At 68.8% G+C, this 17,044-nt stretch carries 20 protein-coding genes; 15 read left to right on the forward strand and 5 right to left on the reverse strand.

All coding sequences use genetic code 11. The features are described 5' to 3' along the window. The first annotated feature begins 2 nt into the window (after positions 1–2). Entirely contained in the window at positions 3–722 is a 720-nt protein-coding gene (locus A5704_RS17150) for a PaaX family transcriptional regulator C-terminal domain-containing protein (RefSeq protein ID WP_067783814.1), read from the forward strand. Then, positions 719–1,486, forward strand: a complete 768-nt coding sequence (locus A5704_RS17155; RefSeq protein ID WP_067753447.1) for a crotonase/enoyl-CoA hydratase family protein — start codon at positions 719–721, stop codon at positions 1,484–1,486. Before A5704_RS17150 ends, A5704_RS17155 begins: the two co-directional genes overlap by 4 nt. A 1-nt stretch (position 1,487) precedes the next feature. On the opposite strand, the gene A5704_RS29560 is transcribed toward A5704_RS17155, so the two are convergent. From A5704_RS29560 to A5704_RS17170, 3 genes are all read right to left on the reverse strand, one after another. After that, positions 1,488–2,198, reverse strand: a complete 711-nt coding sequence (locus tag A5704_RS29560) for a DUF732 domain-containing protein (RefSeq protein WP_067753541.1) — start codon at positions 2,196–2,198, stop codon at positions 1,488–1,490. Positions 2,199–2,286: 88 nt separating this feature from the next. Continuing rightward, positions 2,287–2,742, reverse strand: a complete 456-nt coding sequence (locus A5704_RS17165) for a DUF3060 domain-containing protein (RefSeq protein WP_369807416.1) — start codon at positions 2,740–2,742, stop codon at positions 2,287–2,289. Between the two features lie 78 nt (positions 2,743–2,820). After that, positions 2,821–3,189 carry a DUF3060 domain-containing protein gene (locus A5704_RS17170; RefSeq protein WP_067753450.1) on the reverse strand — a complete coding sequence of 123 codons (369 nt, stop codon included), beginning with the start codon at positions 3,187–3,189 and terminating at the stop codon, positions 2,821–2,823. A gap of 137 nt (positions 3,190–3,326) precedes the next feature. Here A5704_RS17170 and A5704_RS17175 point away from each other — a divergent pair, with 137 nt between their 5' ends. The 9 genes from A5704_RS17175 to A5704_RS17215 all read left to right on the forward strand — a co-directional run bounded on the left by A5704_RS17175 (position 3,327) and on the right by A5704_RS17215 (position 12,445). After that, complete coding sequence (locus tag A5704_RS17175) at positions 3,327–3,971, forward strand: TetR/AcrR family transcriptional regulator (protein WP_067753453.1); 645 nt, start codon at positions 3,327–3,329, stop codon at positions 3,969–3,971. A 269-nt stretch (positions 3,972–4,240) separates the two neighbouring features. Further along, positions 4,241–4,615: a 30S ribosomal protein S12 gene (gene rpsL / locus A5704_RS17180; protein WP_007167812.1), complete on the forward strand. Its 375-nt coding sequence runs from the start codon at positions 4,241–4,243 to the stop codon at positions 4,613–4,615. Beyond that, entirely contained in the window at positions 4,615–5,085 is a 471-nt protein-coding gene (rpsG, locus tag A5704_RS17185; RefSeq protein WP_066999224.1) for a 30S ribosomal protein S7, read from the forward strand. Before rpsL ends, rpsG begins: the two co-directional genes overlap by 1 nt. A gap of 69 nt (positions 5,086–5,154) precedes the next feature. Further along, positions 5,155–7,260 carry an elongation factor G gene (gene fusA / locus A5704_RS17190; protein ID WP_073880591.1) on the forward strand — a complete coding sequence of 702 codons (2,106 nt, stop codon included), beginning with the start codon at positions 5,155–5,157 and terminating at the stop codon, positions 7,258–7,260. A 109-nt stretch (positions 7,261–7,369) separates the two neighbouring features. Continuing rightward, positions 7,370–8,560: an elongation factor Tu gene (tuf, locus tag A5704_RS17195; RefSeq protein ID WP_007167815.1), complete on the forward strand. Its 1,191-nt coding sequence runs from the start codon at positions 7,370–7,372 to the stop codon at positions 8,558–8,560. A 131-nt stretch (positions 8,561–8,691) separates the two neighbouring features. Then, positions 8,692–9,447, forward strand: a complete 756-nt coding sequence (locus tag A5704_RS17200) for a PE family protein (protein ID WP_067753456.1) — start codon at positions 8,692–8,694, stop codon at positions 9,445–9,447. 89 nt (positions 9,448–9,536) lie between these two features. After that, on the forward strand, positions 9,537–10,373 hold the full coding sequence (locus A5704_RS17205; RefSeq protein ID WP_067753459.1) for an SHOCT domain-containing protein: 837 nt from the start codon (positions 9,537–9,539) through the stop codon (positions 10,371–10,373). A gap of 49 nt (positions 10,374–10,422) precedes the next feature. Then, positions 10,423–11,241, forward strand: a complete 819-nt coding sequence (locus A5704_RS17210) for a mycofactocin-coupled SDR family oxidoreductase (RefSeq protein WP_082954895.1) — start codon at positions 10,423–10,425, stop codon at positions 11,239–11,241. A 25-nt stretch (positions 11,242–11,266) separates the two neighbouring features. After that, a complete protein-coding gene (locus A5704_RS17215) occupies positions 11,267–12,445 on the forward strand; it encodes an NAD(P)/FAD-dependent oxidoreductase (RefSeq protein ID WP_067753465.1) in 1,179 nt (392 codons plus the stop codon). A gap of 3 nt (positions 12,446–12,448) precedes the next feature. Here the strand turns inward: A5704_RS17215 and A5704_RS17220 are convergent, their stop codons facing one another. After that, positions 12,449–13,495, reverse strand: coding sequence for a DUF2332 domain-containing protein (locus A5704_RS17220; RefSeq protein WP_067890116.1), 1,047 nt, complete (start codon positions 13,493–13,495; stop codon positions 12,449–12,451). After that, on the reverse strand, positions 13,492–14,088 hold the full coding sequence (gene mftR / locus A5704_RS17225; RefSeq protein ID WP_067753471.1) for a mycofactocin system transcriptional regulator: 597 nt from the start codon (positions 14,086–14,088) through the stop codon (positions 13,492–13,494). The genes A5704_RS17220 and mftR overlap by 4 nt, the downstream gene beginning before the upstream one ends. A 98-nt stretch (positions 14,089–14,186) precedes the next feature. Here mftR and mftA point away from each other — a divergent pair, with 98 nt between their 5' ends. Genes mftA through mftD form a run of 4 tightly spaced genes read left to right on the forward strand, consistent with a single transcriptional unit; the run spans position 14,187 to position 16,910 of the window. After that, a complete protein-coding gene (gene mftA / locus A5704_RS17230) occupies positions 14,187–14,276 on the forward strand; it encodes a mycofactocin precursor MftA (RefSeq protein WP_046186817.1) in 90 nt (29 codons plus the stop codon). Positions 14,277–14,280: 4 nt separating this feature from the next. After that, positions 14,281–14,553: a mycofactocin biosynthesis chaperone MftB gene (gene mftB, locus A5704_RS17235; RefSeq protein ID WP_067753474.1), complete on the forward strand. Its 273-nt coding sequence runs from the start codon at positions 14,281–14,283 to the stop codon at positions 14,551–14,553. Then, positions 14,550–15,716 (forward strand): mycofactocin radical SAM maturase, encoded by a 1,167-nt coding sequence (gene mftC, locus A5704_RS17240; RefSeq protein WP_067753477.1) that lies wholly within the window; start codon positions 14,550–14,552, stop codon positions 15,714–15,716. The genes mftB and mftC overlap by 4 nt, the downstream gene beginning before the upstream one ends. 3 nt (positions 15,717–15,719) lie before the next feature. After that, positions 15,720–16,910, forward strand: coding sequence for a pre-mycofactocin synthase MftD (gene mftD / locus A5704_RS17245; protein WP_067753480.1), 1,191 nt, complete (start codon positions 15,720–15,722; stop codon positions 16,908–16,910). The last annotated feature ends 134 nt before the right edge of the window (positions 16,911–17,044 follow it).

Consider the following 17,044-nt stretch of genomic DNA (forward strand, 5'->3'; position numbering starts at 1 on the left):
CCATGGCCACCATGACGGCCCGGTCGGTGGTGCTCAGCGTGCTGCTGGGCGCCCACCCGGCGCACGCCCGGGCCAGCGAATTGGTCAGGCTCACTGCGGATTTCGGCATCAAAGAGACCACCCTGCGGGTGGCGCTGACCCGCATGGTGGCTGCCGGTGACCTGATCCGCTCCGCCGACGGCTATCGGCTCTCGGATCGGCTGCTGGCCCGGCAGCGCCGCCAGGATGACGCCATCGACCCGCGGGTCCGCCCGTGGGGCGGGGAGTGGGTCACGCTGATCGTGACCAGCGTGGGCGGCGACGCGCGTACCCGGGCCTCGCTGCGGAACGCCATGCACGGCAAGCGCTTCGGTGAACTGCGCGAGGGTGTGTGGATGCGCCCCGACAACCTGGAGTCCGACCTCGATCCCGAGATCGACGCCCGGGTGCGGGTCCTGCGGGCGCGCGTCGACGACGCCGCCGAACTCGCCACCCAGCTGTGGGACCTGCCCGCGTGGGCCCGGGCCGGTAACCGGCTGCTCGACGAGATGGCCGCCGCGCCGGACATTCCCGCCCGGTTCGTGGTGGCCGCGGCGACGGTGCGACACCTGCTCACCGACCCGGTCCTGCCCGACGAACTGCTGCCCGCCGACTGGCCCGGTGCGCGGCTGCGGGCGGCCTACCACGACTTCGCCACTGAGCTGCTGCAGCGGCGGGAACCACTATTCGCGGAGGCAAAATGAGCGACCCAGTGCGCATCGAACGCAACGGCCCGGTGACGACGGTGATCCTGAACCGGCCGGCCGCCCGCAATGCGGTCAACGGCCCCACGGCCGCCGCGCTGTACGCGGCGTTCGACGAATTCGACCGCGACGACAGCGCATCGGTCGCCGTGTTGTGGGGCGACGGCGGAACGTTCTGCGCCGGCGCCGATCTGAAGGCCTTCGGCACGCCCGACGCCAACGCCGTGCACCGGACGGGCCCGGGCCCGATGGGGCCGACGCGAATGGTGTTGTCCAAGCCGGTGATCGCCGCCGTCAGCGGCTTCGCGGTCGCCGGGGGTTTGGAGTTGGCCGTCTGGTGCGACCTGCGGGTGGCCGAGGAGGACGCCGTGTTCGGGGTGTACTGCCGCCGCTGGGGCGTGCCGCTGATCGATGGCGGCACGGTGCGGTTGCCGCGGCTGATCGGACACAGCCGCGCGATGGACATGATCCTCACCGGCCGCGGCGTCAAGGCCGACGAAGCCCTCGCGATGGGGCTGGCCAACCGCGTCGTGCCCAACGGCCAGGCGCGGCAGGCGGCGGAGGAATTGGCGGCGCAACTGGCCGCGCTGCCGCAGCAGTGCCTGCGGTCCGATCGGCTCTCGGCGTTACATCAATGGGGGACAACGGAATCCGAGGCGATCGACTTCGAATTCGCCAGCATCTCCCGCGTCGCCGCCGAGGCGAACGAGGGGGCTGGGCGGTTCGCCGCCGGCGCGGGCCGGCACGGCGCTCCCGCGGGCTAGCCTACGGCGCGAGCCGCACCCTGCCGGGCGGCGTGGGAGGGGTGTCACCGCCGGCGCCGGGAGGGCCACCCGGTGCGGGAGCCACCGTCGGTCCCTGCTGCGGTCCCGGTTGTGGCTCTTGCGCCGGTGCGGGCGCTTGCGGCCGCGGCGACGGGGCCGCGACGGGCGGGGGCGGCGCCAGGATCTGGGCCGTCGGGGCGGGCGGCGGCGGAAGTTGCGGCGGGTCCGGCTGCGCGGTTTCCCCCGCGGGCAACGGTCCGTACGACGCCAGCCGAACCCCGGCCGGTTGGGCGGTTGGTTCGCTCGAACCGGGTCCGCGATTGGCCACGCCCTGCAGCGAAGCGATCTTCGGCTGGTTGTTCGGGCAATAGGCCTCGACCGAAGCGGAGATGAATCGGGCGATGGTGCGCGCCACGCGATCGGCGGGGTACTGGCCGCCGCCCGGATTGGCTTTGAAGGCCCGCTCCCTCAGGTCGTCGACTACGCCGTCGACCGGCATCCCGCCATCGAGTTGGCGGCAGATCCGGTGTGCCGTGCCGATGAGGCTGGGAATGTTGTCCAGCGCGGGGATTCCCTTTTGGTCGAGCAGTGATACGAACTGGTCGTCGGTCGGGTCGGCCGCCGCCACCTCGTGGGGAAGCATCACGACGCCGGTCAGCACCACGATCGCCGTGACCAGTGCGCCGGCGCGGATGGTGGTGCGGGTGAGCATGGCTGGATTCCGTTCTGCCGGGATCATCATATGCCCCAATCAAAACGCTCGCCTCACGGCGAATGCCCCTGTCAGGGAACGACTACCGTCAGCCGCCCTTGGTGATCGTGTTGCCCGAGCCGAGGTTGTCCACCTTGGGCTCACCGTCCTTATAGGTGATGGTGTTGTTGAATCCGATCACGCTGATCCGCGTGTCGACCTTGTCCAGGGTGATCTTGTTGCTCGCGCCGCCGACGGTCACCGTCGCGCAGGAGCCGGTGATGGTGAGGGTGTTGTCCGAGCCGCCCACGTTCAGCGACTTGCCGCTGGCGCAGTCAAGCGTCGCGGTGGTCCCCATCGACCCGTAGGTGAGCGTGTTGCCGATCTCGACCGACGCGGTGGTGCTGGCCCCGCCCGACTTGGTGGTGGTGGCCGCCCCGGCGCTTGTCGTCGTCGTCGGGCTGCTCTTGGTCGTCGTGCTGGAACCGCCGGGCGGGTTGGCCGTCGAGCTGCAGCCGGCCACCAACACGGCCGCGAGCGCCGGGGCCACGGTGAGCGCGATCAGCCCCGAGGGGCGGTCAAAGATGCGGGCGGACAATGTTCCTCGATTCCCCTGAAGTTGGATGGTGACGTCGTGTCGGGCCTAGCCGGGCACTTGCTGGAGCCGGTTGGTCATGCCCAGTTCGCGGCCGCGGTCCCACAGGACCGGCGCGCCGTTGTGGAAGAACACGGTCTGGTCGTAGCCGTAGACGGTGATGTCGTGCGAGACGGAATCGGCGACGACGGTGTTGGACGAGCCCATCACCGTCACCGCGTAGCAGTTGCCCAGCGCCGTGACGTTGTTGAAGGAGCCGTTGACGAACAGCGTGGCGTCGTTGCAGTCCAGCGTCTGCTGGATGCCCTGGCCGACGACGTGGGTGTCGCCGTTCTTGGCGTGCGCCGCGGGGGCGGGGGTGGCGGCGACGGTGATGACACAGGTAGCCAGCGACCCGGCGACGGTTGTCCAGTGCACTGCGGGCCCCCTTGGTGACGGGTGATCAGCTGGACTGAGATTACGTCCATCCGGCCGTGGCTGAAATAGTTTCGCGACGGGCGTCAACTAGAGTCATTAGTTAAGCACCCCGAACATCCCAAGCGAAGGGCCCCGCCATGGCAGCTCAGCCCGAAACGCCGACGGCGGCCGGGCGCCCGCGCGGGGGGAGGGCCGGCTCCCGCCCGGCCAAGCTGAGCCGCGAGGGCATCATCGACGGCGCGCTGACCTTCCTGGACCGGGAGGGCTGGGACGCCCTCACCATCAACGCGCTGGCGACGCAGCTGGGCACCAAGGGGCCGTCGCTGTACAACCACGTGGACAGCCTGGAGGACCTGCGCCGGGCGGTGCGGATCCGCGTCATCGACGACATCATCACGATGCTGAACCGGGTCGGCGAGGGCCGCGCCCGCGACGACGCGGTGCTCGTCATGGCGGGCGCCTACCGCAGCTATGCGCATCACCACCCCGGCCGCTACTCGGCATTCACCCGGATGCCGCTGGGCGGCGACGACCCGGAGTACACGGCGGCCACCCGGGGCGCGGCCGCGCCGGTGATCGCGGTGCTGTCCTCCTACGGGCTCGACGGCGACGAGGCCTTCCACGCGGCGCTGGAGTTCTGGTCCGCGCTGCACGGCTTCGTGCTGCTGGAGATGACCGGTGTCATGGACGACATCGACACCGACGCGCTGTTTTCGGACATGGTGCTGCGCCTGGCGGCGGGTCTGGAGCGGCGCGTCACCCACGACGGCGTCAGGGGCTAGCTTCGACGGTGTCCGGGGTTTGACCGCCGCTTTGACCTGCAAGACCGGCGGCGGGTATTGTGGAGGCTCGTGCCTGGCGGCTTACGGCGCCTAACCGTAAGGAAGTGGATGCCGGGCGAATTCGCATGTCCACGATGCATCGGATCGTCCTCCGGTGCGCAACGCGTGCGACACACCCGGCCGCGGGGTAGTGCGACCGGGCATAACTGCAGTACGAAGACTTGAGAACCGCCGACAGACGCCCAACACGAACACAGAAAGCCTCCTAGATGCCAACCATTCAGCAGCTGGTCCGCAAGGGTCGCCGCGACAAGATCGCCAAGGTCAAGACCGCGGCCCTGAAGGGCAGCCCGCAGCGCCGTGGCGTATGCACTCGCGTGTACACCACCACCCCGAAGAAGCCGAACTCGGCGCTTCGGAAGGTCGCGCGCGTGAAGCTGACGAGCCAGGTCGAGGTCACCGCCTACATCCCGGGCGAGGGCCACAACCTGCAGGAACACTCGATGGTGCTGGTGCGTGGTGGCCGAGTCAAGGACCTGCCCGGCGTGCGCTACAAGATCATCCGCGGTTCGCTCGACACCCAGGGCGTCAAGAACCGCAAGCAGGCCCGCAGCCGTTACGGCGCCAAGAAGGAGAAGAGCTAATGCCGCGCAAGGGGCCCGCGCCCAAGCGTCCGCTGGTCAACGACCCGGTCTACGGTTCGCAGCTCGTCACGCAGCTCGTCAACAAAGTCCTGCTGGACGGGAAGAAATCGCTGGCCGAACGCATTGTTTATGGTGCGCTCGAACAAGCTCGTGAGAAGACCGGCACCGACCCGGTGATCACTCTCAAGCGCGCCATGGACAACGTCAAGCCTTCCCTCGAGGTGCGGAGTCGCCGCGTAGGTGGTGCGACGTATCAGGTTCCGGTCGAGGTGCGACCGGACCGCTCGGTGACGCTGGCCCTGCGTTGGTTGGTCAGCTTCTCCAAGCAGCGTCGCGAGAAGACCATGGTCGAGCGGCTGGCGAACGAGATCCTGGACGCCAGCAACGGCCTGGGTGCCGCCGTCAAGCGACGCGAGGACACCCACAAGATGGCCGAGGCCAACCGCGCCTTCGCGCACTATCGCTGGTGATCTAGCCGGCGACGGGGCCGGCGCAAACAAGACAGCGAACCAAGCAATCGAAAGAGTGGGAAGACTTCTGTGGCACAGAAGGACGTGCTGACCGACCTGACCAAGGTCCGCAACATCGGCATCATGGCGCACATCGACGCCGGCAAGACGACGACGACCGAGCGCATCCTCTACTACACCGGTATCAGCTACAAGATCGGTGAGGTGCACGACGGCGCCGCCACCATGGACTGGATGGAGCAGGAGCAGGAGCGGGGGATCACCATCACCTCCGCGGCTACCACCTGCTTCTGGAACGACAACCAGATCAACATCATCGACACCCCGGGCCACGTCGACTTCACCGTCGAGGTGGAGCGCAGCCTGCGCGTGCTCGACGGTGCCGTCGCCGTCTTCGACGGCAAGGAGGGCGTCGAGCCGCAGTCCGAGCAGGTGTGGCGGCAGGCCGACAAGTACGACGTTCCGCGCATCTGCTTCGTCAACAAGATGGACAAGATCGGCGCCGACTTCTACTTCTCCGTGCGCACCATGGAGGAGCGCCTGGGCGCCAACGTCATCCCGATCCAGCTGCCCGTCGGCTCCGAGGGTGACTTCGAGGGCGTCGTCGACCTGGTCGAGATGAAGGCCAAGGTGTGGAGCGCCGAGGCCAAGCTCGGCGAGAAGTACGACGTCGTCGACATCCCGGCCGACCTGCAGGAGAAGGCCGACGAGTACCGCACCAAGCTGCTCGAGGCCGTCGCCGAGACGGACGAGGCGCTACTGGACAAGTACCTGGGTGGTGAGGAGCTCACCGTCGAGGAGATCAAGGGCGCCATCCGCAAGCTGACCATCAGCTCGGAGGCCTACCCCGTCCTGTGCGGCAGCGCGTTCAAGAACAAGGGCGTCCAGCCGATGCTGGACGCGGTCATCGACTACCTGCCCTCGCCGCTGGACGTGCCGCCGGCCGTCGGCCACGCGCCGGGCAAGGAGGACGTCGAGGTCATCCGCAAGCCGTCGACCGACGAGCCGTTCGCCGCGCTGGCGTTCAAGGTGGCCACGCACCCGTTCTTCGGCAAGCTGACCTACGTCCGGGTCTACTCGGGCAAGGTCGACTCCGGCAGCCAGGTCATCAACGCCACCAAGGGCAAGAAGGAGCGGCTGGGCAAGCTGTTCCAGATGCACTCCAACAAGGAGAACCCGGTGGAGACCGCGTCGGCGGGTCACATCTACGCCGTGATCGGCCTGAAGGACACCACCACGGGCGACACCCTGTGCGACCCGAACGACCAGGTCGTCCTCGAGTCGATGACCTTCCCGGACCCGGTCATCGAGGTGGCCATCGAGCCCAAGACCAAGAGCGACCAGGAGAAGCTGAGCCTCTCGATCCAGAAGCTCGCCGAGGAGGACCCGACCTTCAAGGTGCACCTGGACCAGGAGACCGGCCAGACCGTGATCGGCGGAATGGGCGAGCTGCACCTGGACATCCTGGTGGACCGCATGCGTCGCGAGTTCAAGGTCGAGGCCAACGTCGGCAAGCCGCAGGTGGCCTACAAGGAGACCATCAAGCGGGCCGCGAACAACGTCGAGTTCACCCACAAGAAGCAGACGGGTGGCTCGGGCCAGTTCGCGAAGGTGATCATCAACCTCGAGCCGTTCACCGGCGAGGACGGTGCGACCTACGAGTTCGAGAACAAGGTCACCGGTGGCCGCATCCCCCGGGAGTACATCCCGTCGGTGGACGCCGGGGCGCAGGACGCCATGCAATACGGTGTGCTGGCCGGCTACCCGCTGGTGAACCTCAAGGTCACCCTGCTCGACGGCGCCTTCCACGAGGTCGACTCGTCCGAGATGGCGTTCAAGATCGCCGGTTCGCAGGTCCTGAAAAAGGCTGCGCAGCAAGCACAACCGGTCATCCTGGAGCCGATCATGGCCGTCGAGGTCACCACGCCCGAGGACTACATGGGCGACGTGATCGGCGACCTGAACTCCCGCCGTGGCCAGATCCAGGCCATGGAGGAGCGGAGCGGTGCACGCGTCGTCAGGGCGCACGTGCCGCTGTCGGAGATGTTCGGCTACGTCGGCGACCTGAGGTCCAAGACCCAAGGCCGGGCGAACTACTCCATGGTGTTCGACTCGTACGCCGAAGTACCGGCCAACGTGTCGAAGGAGATCATCGCGAAGGCGACGGGTCAGTAAAAATCCCCTCGGAGTAATCTTGCCGGGTCATTGCAAAGCCTTGGGCGCGGCACAACTGAAAACACCAACACTGCTTTAACGAGCACCAACAGTCCAGGAGGACAACGAAGTGGCGAAGGCGAAGTTCGAGCGGACGAAGCCGCACGTCAACATTGGGACCATCGGTCACGTTGACCACGGCAAGACGACGCTGACCGCGGCTATCACCAAGGTTCTGCACGACAAGTACCCGGACCTGAACGAGTCCCGCGCGTTCGACCAGATCGACAACGCTCCCGAGGAGCGTCAGCGCGGTATCACCATCAACATCTCCCACGTGGAGTACCAGACCGACAAGCGCCACTACGCGCACGTCGACGCCCCGGGTCACGCCGACTACATCAAGAACATGATCACCGGCGCCGCCCAGATGGACGGCGCGATCCTGGTGGTCGCCGCCACCGACGGCCCGATGCCGCAGACCCGTGAGCACGTGCTGCTCGCGCGTCAGGTCGGCGTGCCCTACATCCTGGTCGCGCTGAACAAGGCCGACATGGTCGACGACGAGGAGCTCCTCGAGCTCGTCGAGATGGAGGTCCGCGAGCTGCTGGCCGCCCAGGAGTTCGACGAGGACGCCCCCGTCGTGCGGGTCTCGGCGCTCAAGGCGCTCGAGGGCGACGCCAAGTGGGTCGAGTCCGTCGAGCAGCTGATGGAGGCCGTCGACGAGTCGATCCCGGACCCGGTCCGCGAGACCGACAAGCCGTTCCTGATGCCGGTGGAGGACGTCTTCACCATCACCGGGCGTGGCACGGTGGTCACCGGTCGTGTCGAGCGCGGCGTGATCAACGTGAACGAGGAAGTCGAGATCGTCGGCATCCGCCCCGCCAGCACCAAGACCACGGTCACCGGTGTGGAGATGTTCCGCAAGCTGCTCGATCAGGGCCAGGCCGGTGACAACGTCGGTCTGCTGCTCCGCGGTATCAAGCGCGAGGACGTCGAGCGCGGTCAGGTCGTCACGAAGCCCGGCACCACCACGCCGCACACCGAGTTCGAGGGCCAGGTCTACATCCTGTCCAAGGACGAGGGCGGCCGGCACACGCCGTTCTTCAACAACTACCGTCCGCAGTTCTACTTCCGCACCACCGACGTGACCGGTGTGGTGACGCTGCCGGAGGGCACCGAGATGGTGATGCCCGGTGACAACACCAACATCTCGGTCAAGCTGATCCAGCCCGTCGCCATGGACGAGGGGCTGCGGTTCGCGATCCGCGAGGGTGGCCGCACCGTCGGCGCCGGCCGGGTCGTCAAGATCATCAAGTAGGTCCAGTTCGCCATAGGGCCCGGATTGCCGAAAGCGGCAATCCGGGCTTTATGCGTTTACCGGGCCTGATGCGGGCGGCTCCGCTACGATTCCGTGATAAGGGAGTCGGGGGAAGACGGCCGGGAGGTTAGATGTCCTTCGTATTCACGACGCCTGAGTACGTCGCCGCGGCGGCGTCGGACCTGGCCAGGATCGGCTGGACGATCACGTCCGCCAACACGATGGCGCTGGGTCCTACGTCTAACGTGCTGGCCCCGGGTGCCGACGAGGTGTCGGCCAGCATAGCGACCCTGTTCGGCGCGCACTCCCAGGTGTACCAGGCGCTCAGCGCGCAGGCCGCGGCGTTCCACCAGCAGTTCGTGCAGCTGATGAACGGCGGCGCGGCGCAGTATCTCGCCACCGAGGCGGCCAACACCTCGCCCCTGCAGAGCGCGGCGGCGCCCGCGTCGATGGCCGCCCAGCTGCCGGCGGTGACGGCCGCGGGTGGGTCGGCGCCGGGCGTGCCCGCGGGACCCGTGGCCTCGGCGATCGCCCCCGCTTCGGCGCTCGCGGGAGCGCAGGCGCAGGCCGGCCAGACGGCGGCCGCCGCCACCGCGGGGCCGGCGGCGATGGCCCCGGCCGCCACACCGGCGACGCCGGTGCGGATGGTGACCCCCGCCTACACCCCGGCCACCGCGACGCAGCCGGCGGCGCCGGCACCGGCGCCGGTGAACCCGCTCGCGACGGCGCCGGCGCAGGTCGAGACGCCGCAGGCCGCCGCGGCGCCCGCGATGCCGGTGTCGACCGGCACGCCGGTCAAGATGGTGTCGGCGCATTCGCCCGTCGGGGCGACGCCCGCGGGGTCTTCGGAGCGCCCGGCGCCGACGGTGATACCCAAGATCGACTGACGCTCGCCGGTTTGCGCGTATGGCGCGCGTGGCGACAGCGCGGAAGCTAACCTGGCACGAAAATTCCCAGCAAGGGTAAGGAGACACTCGTGTTGGCGCGCTATCTCAAGGCACAGTTGATCGTTTTGCTGTGTGGCGGCCTTGTCGGGCCGATCTTCCTCGTCGTCTACTTCACCCTCGGGTTCGGCAGCCTGCTGCAGTGGATGTTCTACGCCGGCCTGCTCATCACCGTGGCCGACGTGCTGATCGCGCTCGCGCTGGCCAACTACGGCGCGAAGTCGTCGGCCAAGAACGCGGAGCTCGAGCAGAGCGGCGTGCTGGCGCTGGCCCAGATCACCGGGGTCACCGAGACGGGCACCTGGATCAACAACCAGCAGGTCGTGAAGGTGCACCTGCACATCGCGGGCCCCGGATTCCTGCCGTTCGACAGCGAAGACCGGGTGATCGCCAGCGTCACCCGGCTCGGCAACCTGTCCGCCCGCAAGCTGGTGGTGCTGGTCAACCCGACCACCAACGAGTACCGGATCGACTGGGAGCGAAGCGCTTTGGTCAACGGCCTGGTCCCCGCGCAGTTCACCGTGGCCGAGGACAACAAGACCTACGACCTGAGCGGCCAGGCCGGCCCGCTGATGGAGATCCTGCAGATCCTCAAGGCCAACAACGTTCCGCTGAACCGGATGGTCGACATCCGGTCGAACCCTGCGCTGCGCCAACAGATCCAGGCGGTGGTGCGCCGGGCGGCCGAACAACAGGCGCCGGCTGCCCAGCCGCAGCCGGCCACCGCCGGAGGGCCGGCACCGGTGGTGACGCCCCCGCAACCGTCGATCGCTCAGCGGCTCCAGGAGCTCGAGACCCTGCGCGCCAGCGGCGCGCTGACCGACCAGGAATACAACAGCCGGCGGGCCCAGATCATCTCGGAAATCTGACCGCCGGGCGAGTTAGAACAGGTTTCAGTTCCGCTGCTAGCCTTGCCTCGTGGCTGACTCACTGCAAGGCCGGGTGGCATTCATCACCGGCGCCGCGCGCGCCCAGGGCCGCTCGCACGCGGTGCGGCTCGCCCGCGAAGGCGCCGACATCATCGCGCTCGACATCTGCGCGCCCGCGTCAGAGAGCATCACCTACACGCCTGCCACGCCGGAGGACCTCAACGAGACCGTACGGCTGGTGGAGGCCGAGGGCCGCAAGGTCTTGGCCCGTGAGGCCGACATCCGGGACGATGCCGCACTGCGCCAGCTGGTGGCCGACGGCATCGAGCAATTCGGCCGGCTCGACATCGTGGTGGCCAACGCCGGGGTCTTGAGCTGGGGCCGGCTCTGGGAGCTCACCGACGAGCAGTGGGACACCGTGATCGGCGTCAACCTGACCGGCACCTGGCGCACGCTGCGCGCCGCCGTGCCCGCGATGATCGAGGCGGGCAACGGGGGCTCGATCATCGTGGTCAGCTCGTCCGCGGGCCTGAAAGCCACACCGGGCAACGGGCACTACTCGGCCAGCAAGCACGGGCTCACCGCGCTGACCAACACGCTGGCCATCGAGCTCGGCGAATACGACATCCGGGTCAACTCCATCCATCCGTACTCCATCGACACCCCGATGATCGAGCCCGAGGCGATGATGGAGATATTTGCCCGCCATCCCAGCTTCGTGCACAGCTTCCCCCCGATGCCGTTGCAGCCCAACGGGTTCATGTCGCCCGACGAAGTGGCCGACGTCGTGGCGTGGCTAGCTGGTGACGGGTCGGCCACGGTGACGGGCACGCAGGTCCCCGTCGACAAGGGCGCATTGAAGTACTGATCGGCGATCGTGGTATGAACTCCACGTGACCGCGAGCAAAGGAATAGTGATCGTCGGTGGCGGCCTGGCCGCCGCCCGGACCGCCGAGCAACTTCGCCGGGCGGAGTACGCCGGCCGCGTCACGATCGTCAGCGACGAGGTGCATTTGCCCTACGATCGCCCGCCGCTGTCAAAAGAGGTGCTGCGCAAGGAGGTCGACGACGTCGCCCTCAAGCCCCGGGAGTGGTACGACGACAACGACATCACCCTGCGGCTGGGCGCGGCGGCCACCGCCCTGGACACCGCGGCGCAGACGGTGACGCTGGCCGACGGGTCCGTGATCGGCTACGACGAACTCGTCATCGCGACCGGCCTGGTACCGCGGCGCATCCCGACACTGCCGGACCTCGAGGGCATCCGGGTCCTGCGCACGTTCGACGAGAGCATGGCGCTGCGCGAGCACGCGTCCTCCGCGCGGCGCGCCGTCGTCATCGGCGCCGGATTCATCGGCTGTGAGGTCGCGGCCAGCCTGCGCAGCCTCGGCGTGGACGTGGTGTTGGTCGAGCCGCAGCCGACGCCCCTGGCGTCGGTGCTCGGCGAGCGGATCGGCGAGCTGGTCGCGCGCCTGCACCGCGACGAAGGGGTGGACGTCCGTCTCGGCGTCGGGGTGGCCGACGTGCGCGGCGACGGACGAGTGGACACGGTGCTGCTGACGGACGGCACCGAGCTGGCGGCCGACCTGGTGGTCATCGGCATCGGGTCGCACCCAGCGACCGGTTGGCTCGAGGGCAGCGGCGTCGCCGTGGACAACGGTGTGCTCTGCGACGGGGCCGGGCGGACCAGCGCGCCCAACGTGTGGGCGCTCGGCGACGTCGCCTCCTGGCGCGACGCCACGGGACATCAAGCGCGCGTGGAACATTGGAGCAACGTCGCCGACCAGACCCGCGTCGTGGTGCCCGCGATGCTTGGACAGGACTCCTCGTCGTCGGCCGTCGTAGTTCCGTACTTCTGGAGCGACCAGTACGACGTCAAGATCCAGTGCCTGGGCGAACCGGAAGCCACCGACACCGTCCACCTCGTCGAGGACGACGGCCGCAAGTTCCTGGCCTACTACGAGCGAGACGGCGTGCTCGTGGGCGTGGTCGGCGGCGGGATGCCCGGCAAGGTCATGAAGGTGCGCGCGAAGATCGCGGCCGGCGCGCCCATTTCCGACGTGCTGGGCTGAGCCCTAGCGCCACTGCACCGGCGGGCCGTGCGGATGGCATTCGCCGAGGATCTCGAGACCGCCGCCCGGCCAGCGCCGCGCCCGCACCAGGAACCGGATCGGCGCGTCGGGCGCGTCGCGTGCCGGTTCCAGCGTGAGGTGGACGAGCGGCGACCGTTCGTCGGCCTGCTCGCCCAGCGCGCTGATCGTGGCGCGGACCGTGTCGCGCTCCTCGTGGCTCAGGTACTGCCAAGTGATCGAGTGCCACAGCACCGTCAACGCGCCCGCGGCCAGCGTCAGCCCGGCGACCGCGTCGGCCGCCGATCGGCGCTCCAGCCGCGCGGGCACCCGGCGGGCGACCTCGACGGCGCCGCGCAGCCGCTCGAGCCGCGCGGTCTGATCTGGCCAGACGTAGCTCAACACCGTGAGCTCCCCGTCGGTGGCGGTGACGTCGATGGGTGCGATGTCGAAGCCGTGCCGCTCGACGATCCGCACCCCGCCGTCGGGCGGTAGCGCGCCGCGCCACGCGTCCTCGATGGTCACGGGCGAATCGCCCGGGCCCCACTGGCCGTCGGCGAACCGGTAACGGTAATGGTCGGCGCGCAGGTTCAGCCCCGCACTGGAGCCGATCTCGAAAAGCCTTATCGGCAAACCTGATTCACTGTTGGCGCGCAGCAAGCCGCCGATCAGGGCGGCCGATCGGCCGACCTCGTTGGTCTGCGGCGGTTGCCGCAGGGCGGCGCGTAGCGCGTCGGCGTGTTCGGCCGCGACGCCCTCGATTTCCGGCCAGGCGGCCTCGGCGTCCCAGCTGCCTCCGGTGCTGGGGTACCACCGGCGCAATCCCGGTGCCCGGCCGTCGAGCACCAACCGGTGTAACCCGCCGAGCAGGCGCAGCGGCACCGCGAGGGGCGCGGGGTCCTCCTCGTGCCCGGACAGGATCGTTGCGAAGACGCCCCCCGACTCGACGTCGCGGGCCACCAGCTCGAAGAGTTCGCCGTACATCGGGGACCCGGAGCGGGCGCAGAACCGCCCTTGCGCGCGCAGTGTGTGCAGCAGGTGGTCCGCGGTCACCGATCCAGCCCGTCCAGCCCGGCGCCGACGACATCGAACGCGTTGCCCAGCGCGGTCGGCAGCGGGACGGACTCGTCGCCGAGCCAGTGCTCGTAGGCCGCCAGCGCCACCCCGAGCATCGTCCAGGCGGCGGTCTGGGGCAGCAGGTCCGTGGTCTTGAGGTCCGACCGGCGGGCCACGAATCCGGCGATCACCTCGCGCCAGCCCGCGTACATCGTCATCGAGTAGGCCTGCAGCTCGGCGGTTTGCAGGATCACCCGCATGCGCTGGCGGTGCCGCGCCGTCTCGGACTCGTCAAAGGTGTTGAACGCCAACAGCGCATCGCGCAGCGCCTGACCCAGCGGCACGCGCGGGTCGACGTCGTCGAGCAGGTCGCGCAGGCGCGCGAGGTGGGTGTCGAAGTCACCCCAGGGGATGGCGTTCTTGGAGGCGTAGTAGCGGAACAGCGTTCGCCGGGAGATGCCGGCGGCCTGGGCGACGTCGTCGACGCTGACGTCGGCGAAGCCGCGGGCGCTGAACAGCTCGATGGCGACGTCGGTGATGTGGTGCGGCGTTGTCGAGCGGCGACGGCCCACCCGCGGCTGCGGCACCATGAGACCCGCCCTTCCATTTCGGCACTCGATGCCATATTCTGACGAAGCTTGTGACTCGATCCCCATCGTTGTCAAGAACCGACGAAAGGCAATGACCCGTGGACCACGAAACCGAGACCGAGACCCAGCTCGTCACCGAGACCCTGGTCGAAGAGGTGTCCATCGACGGCATGTGCGGGGTCTACTGACCCCGTGTTCGACCCCGACCGCGGCTGGCGGTTGCACCCGCAGGTGGCGGTTCGACCCGAACCCTTCGGGGCGCTGCTCTACCACTTCGGCACCCGCAAGCTGTCCTTCCTGAAGAACCGCACCATCCTCACCGTGGTGCGGTCGCTGGCCGACCATGCCGACGTCCATTCCGCCTGCCGCGCGGCGGGGGTGGACGACGCCGGCGAGGCGCCCTATCTGCACGCGCTCGGCGTGTTGGCCGATTCGAAGATGTTGGTACCCCAGGAGGCCCCATGACTGCCACCGTGCCGCGGCTCATCGAGCAGTTCGAGAGCGGCCTGGACGCGCCCATCTGCCTGACGTGGGAGCTCACGTACGCATGCAACCTGGCGTGCGTGCACTGCCTTTCGTCCTCGGGCAAGCGCGATCCGCGAGAGCTCTCCACCCGTCAGTGCATGGACATCATCGACGAGCTGGAACGCATGCAGGTGTTCTACGTCAACATCGGCGGCGGGGAGCCCACCGTCCGGCCGGACTTCTGGGAGCTGGTCGACTACGCGACCGCGCACCACATCGGGGTGAAGTTCTCCACCAACGGGGTCCGCATCACCGAAGAGGTCGCCGCCCGGCTGGCTGCCAGCGACTACGTCGACGTGCAGATCTCGCTCGACGGCGCCACCGCGGAGGTCAACGACGCGGTCCGCGGTCCGGGGTCCTTCGCCATGGCGGTGCGCGCGCTGGAGAACCTGGCCGCCGCCGGTTTCGCCGACGCGAAGATCTCCGTCGTGGTGACCCGCCACAACGTCGACCAGCTTGACGAATTCGCCGCGCTCGCAAGCCGTTACGGCGCCACCTTGCGGATCACCCGGCTGCGGCCCTCGGGCCGCGGCGCGGACGTCTGGGAGGATCTGCACCCCACGGCCGCCCAGCAGGTTCAGCTCTACGAGTGGCTGGTGGCCAAGGGCGAGCGGGTGCTCACCGGCGACTCCTTCTTCCACCTGGCGCCACTGGGCTCCTCCGGGGCGCTGGCCGGCCTGAACATGTGCGGCGCCGGCCGGGTGGTGTGCCTGATCGACCCGGTGGGCGACGTGTATGCCTGCCCGTTCGCCATCCACGACCGCTTCCTGGCCGGAAATGTGTTGACCGACAACGGGTTCGACAATGTCTGGAAGAACGCCCCGCTGTTTCGCGAGCTGCGGAAGCCGCAGTCCGCGGGCGCCTGCGGCAGCTGCGGGCACTACGACGCCTGCCGGGGCGGCTGCATGGCGGCCAAGTTCTTCACCGGCCTGCCGATGGACGGCCCGGACCCCGAGTGCGTCCAGGGCCACAGCGAGGCGGCGCTGGCCCGGCGGCGCGAGACGCCGCGCCCCCGCGCCGACCACTCCCGGAAGTCCGGCGGCCCGGTACCCCTGACACTGTCTCGGCCGCCCGCCCGCCTGTGCAACGAAAGCCCCGTCTAGACCATGGCCGGCCAATGGTTCGAAACGGTCGCCATCGCGCAGGAACGCGCGAAACGGCGGCTGCCCAAATCCGTCTATTCGTCCCTGATTTCCGCGAGCGAAAAAGGGGTCACGGTCGGCGACAATGTCGCGGCGTTCAGCGAACTCGGTTTCGCGCCCCACGTCGTCGGCGCACAGGAAAAGCGCGACCTGGCGACCACCGTTATGGGCCAAGATATTTCACTGCCGGTGATCATTTCGCCCACCGGTGTCCAGGCGGTCGACCCCGACGGGGAAGTGGCCGTCGCGCGGGCCGCCGCGGCGCGCGGAACTGCGATGGGCCTGTCCTCGTTCGCGAGCAAACCGATCGAGGAGGTCATCGCCGCCAACCCCAAGGTCTTCTTCCAGGTGTACTGGCTGGGCGGGCGGGACGCGATCGCCGAGCGGGTGGAACGGGCCCGTCAGGCCGGCGCGGTCGGCCTGATCGTCACCACCGACTGGACCTTCTCCCACGGCCGCGACTGGGGCAGCCCGCAGATCCCCGAGCAGATGAACCTGCGGACCATCCTGCGGCTGTCGCCGGAGGCGATCACGCGTCCGCGGTGGCTGTGGAAGTTCGGCAAGACCCTGCACCCGCCCGAGCTGCGGGTGCCCAACCAGGGGCGCCGCGGCGAGCCCGGCCCGCCGTTCTTCGCGGCCTACGGGGAGTGGATGGGCACGCCGCCCCCGACGTGGGAGGACATCGCCTGGCTGCGGGAGTTGTGGGGCGGGCCCTTCATGCTCAAGGGTGTGATGCGCGTCGACGACGCGAAAAGGGCTGTGGATGCCGGAGTTTCGGCGATCTCGGTGTCGAACCACGGCGGCAACAACCTGGACGGCACGCCGGCGTCGATCCGGGCCCTGCCCGCGGTGGCCGCCGCGGTCGGCGATCAGGTGGAGCTGCTGCTCGACGGCGGCATCCGCCGCGGGAGCGACGTCGTCAAGGCCGTGGCGCTGGGCGCCCGCGCGGTGATGATCGGCCGCGCCTACCTGTGGGGCCTGGCGGCCGCCGGCCAGGCCGGCGTGGAGAACGTCCTCGACATCCTGCGCGGCGGCATCGACTCGGCGCTCATGGGGCTGGGCCACGCGAGTGTGGCAGACCTCGGCGCGGACGACATCCTGGTGCCGCCCGGCTTCACCCGGGCGCTCGGCGTGCCACCCACCGGGAATACCTGAGCAGCCAATTACCGATATCCGGGGCAGGCCTACCCGGATGATTGACGCCCCCGCAAACGGTGGTACAAGCGTGGTGCCCGTGACGAACGAGCACAAAATTCGAACGCCCGATGAACCAGCCAGAAAAAAATAGT

It is taken from the genome of Mycobacterium sp. E735 (genome assembly GCF_001666955.1).
In the GTDB taxonomy this organism is placed as follows: domain Bacteria; phylum Actinomycetota; class Actinomycetes; order Mycobacteriales; family Mycobacteriaceae; genus Mycobacterium.

Coding starts and splice junctions, on each gene's coding strand:
- A5704_RS17155 (WP_067753447.1), top strand. CDS start 719: ATGAGCGACCCAGTGCGCATCGAACGCAACGGCCCGGTGACGACGGTG.
- mftD (WP_067753480.1), top strand. CDS start 15,720: ATGGCCGGCCAATGGTTCGAAACGGTCGCCATCGCGCAGGAACGCGCG.
- mftC (WP_067753477.1), top strand. CDS start 14,550: ATGACTGCCACCGTGCCGCGGCTCATCGAGCAGTTCGAGAGCGGCCTG.
- rpsL (WP_007167812.1), top strand. CDS start 4,241: ATGCCAACCATTCAGCAGCTGGTCCGCAAGGGTCGCCGCGACAAGATC.
- A5704_RS17200 (WP_067753456.1), top strand. CDS start 8,692: ATGTCCTTCGTATTCACGACGCCTGAGTACGTCGCCGCGGCGGCGTCG.
- A5704_RS17150 (WP_067783814.1), top strand. CDS start 3: ATGGCCACCATGACGGCCCGGTCGGTGGTGCTCAGCGTGCTGCTGGGC.
- mftR (WP_067753471.1), bottom strand. CDS start 14,088: ATGGTGCCGCAGCCGCGGGTGGGCCGTCGCCGCTCGACAACGCCGCAC.
- A5704_RS17175 (WP_067753453.1), top strand. CDS start 3,327: ATGGCAGCTCAGCCCGAAACGCCGACGGCGGCCGGGCGCCCGCGCGGG.
- rpsG (WP_066999224.1), top strand. CDS start 4,615: ATGCCGCGCAAGGGGCCCGCGCCCAAGCGTCCGCTGGTCAACGACCCG.
- A5704_RS29560 (WP_067753541.1), bottom strand. CDS start 2,198: ATGCTCACCCGCACCACCATCCGCGCCGGCGCACTGGTCACGGCGATC.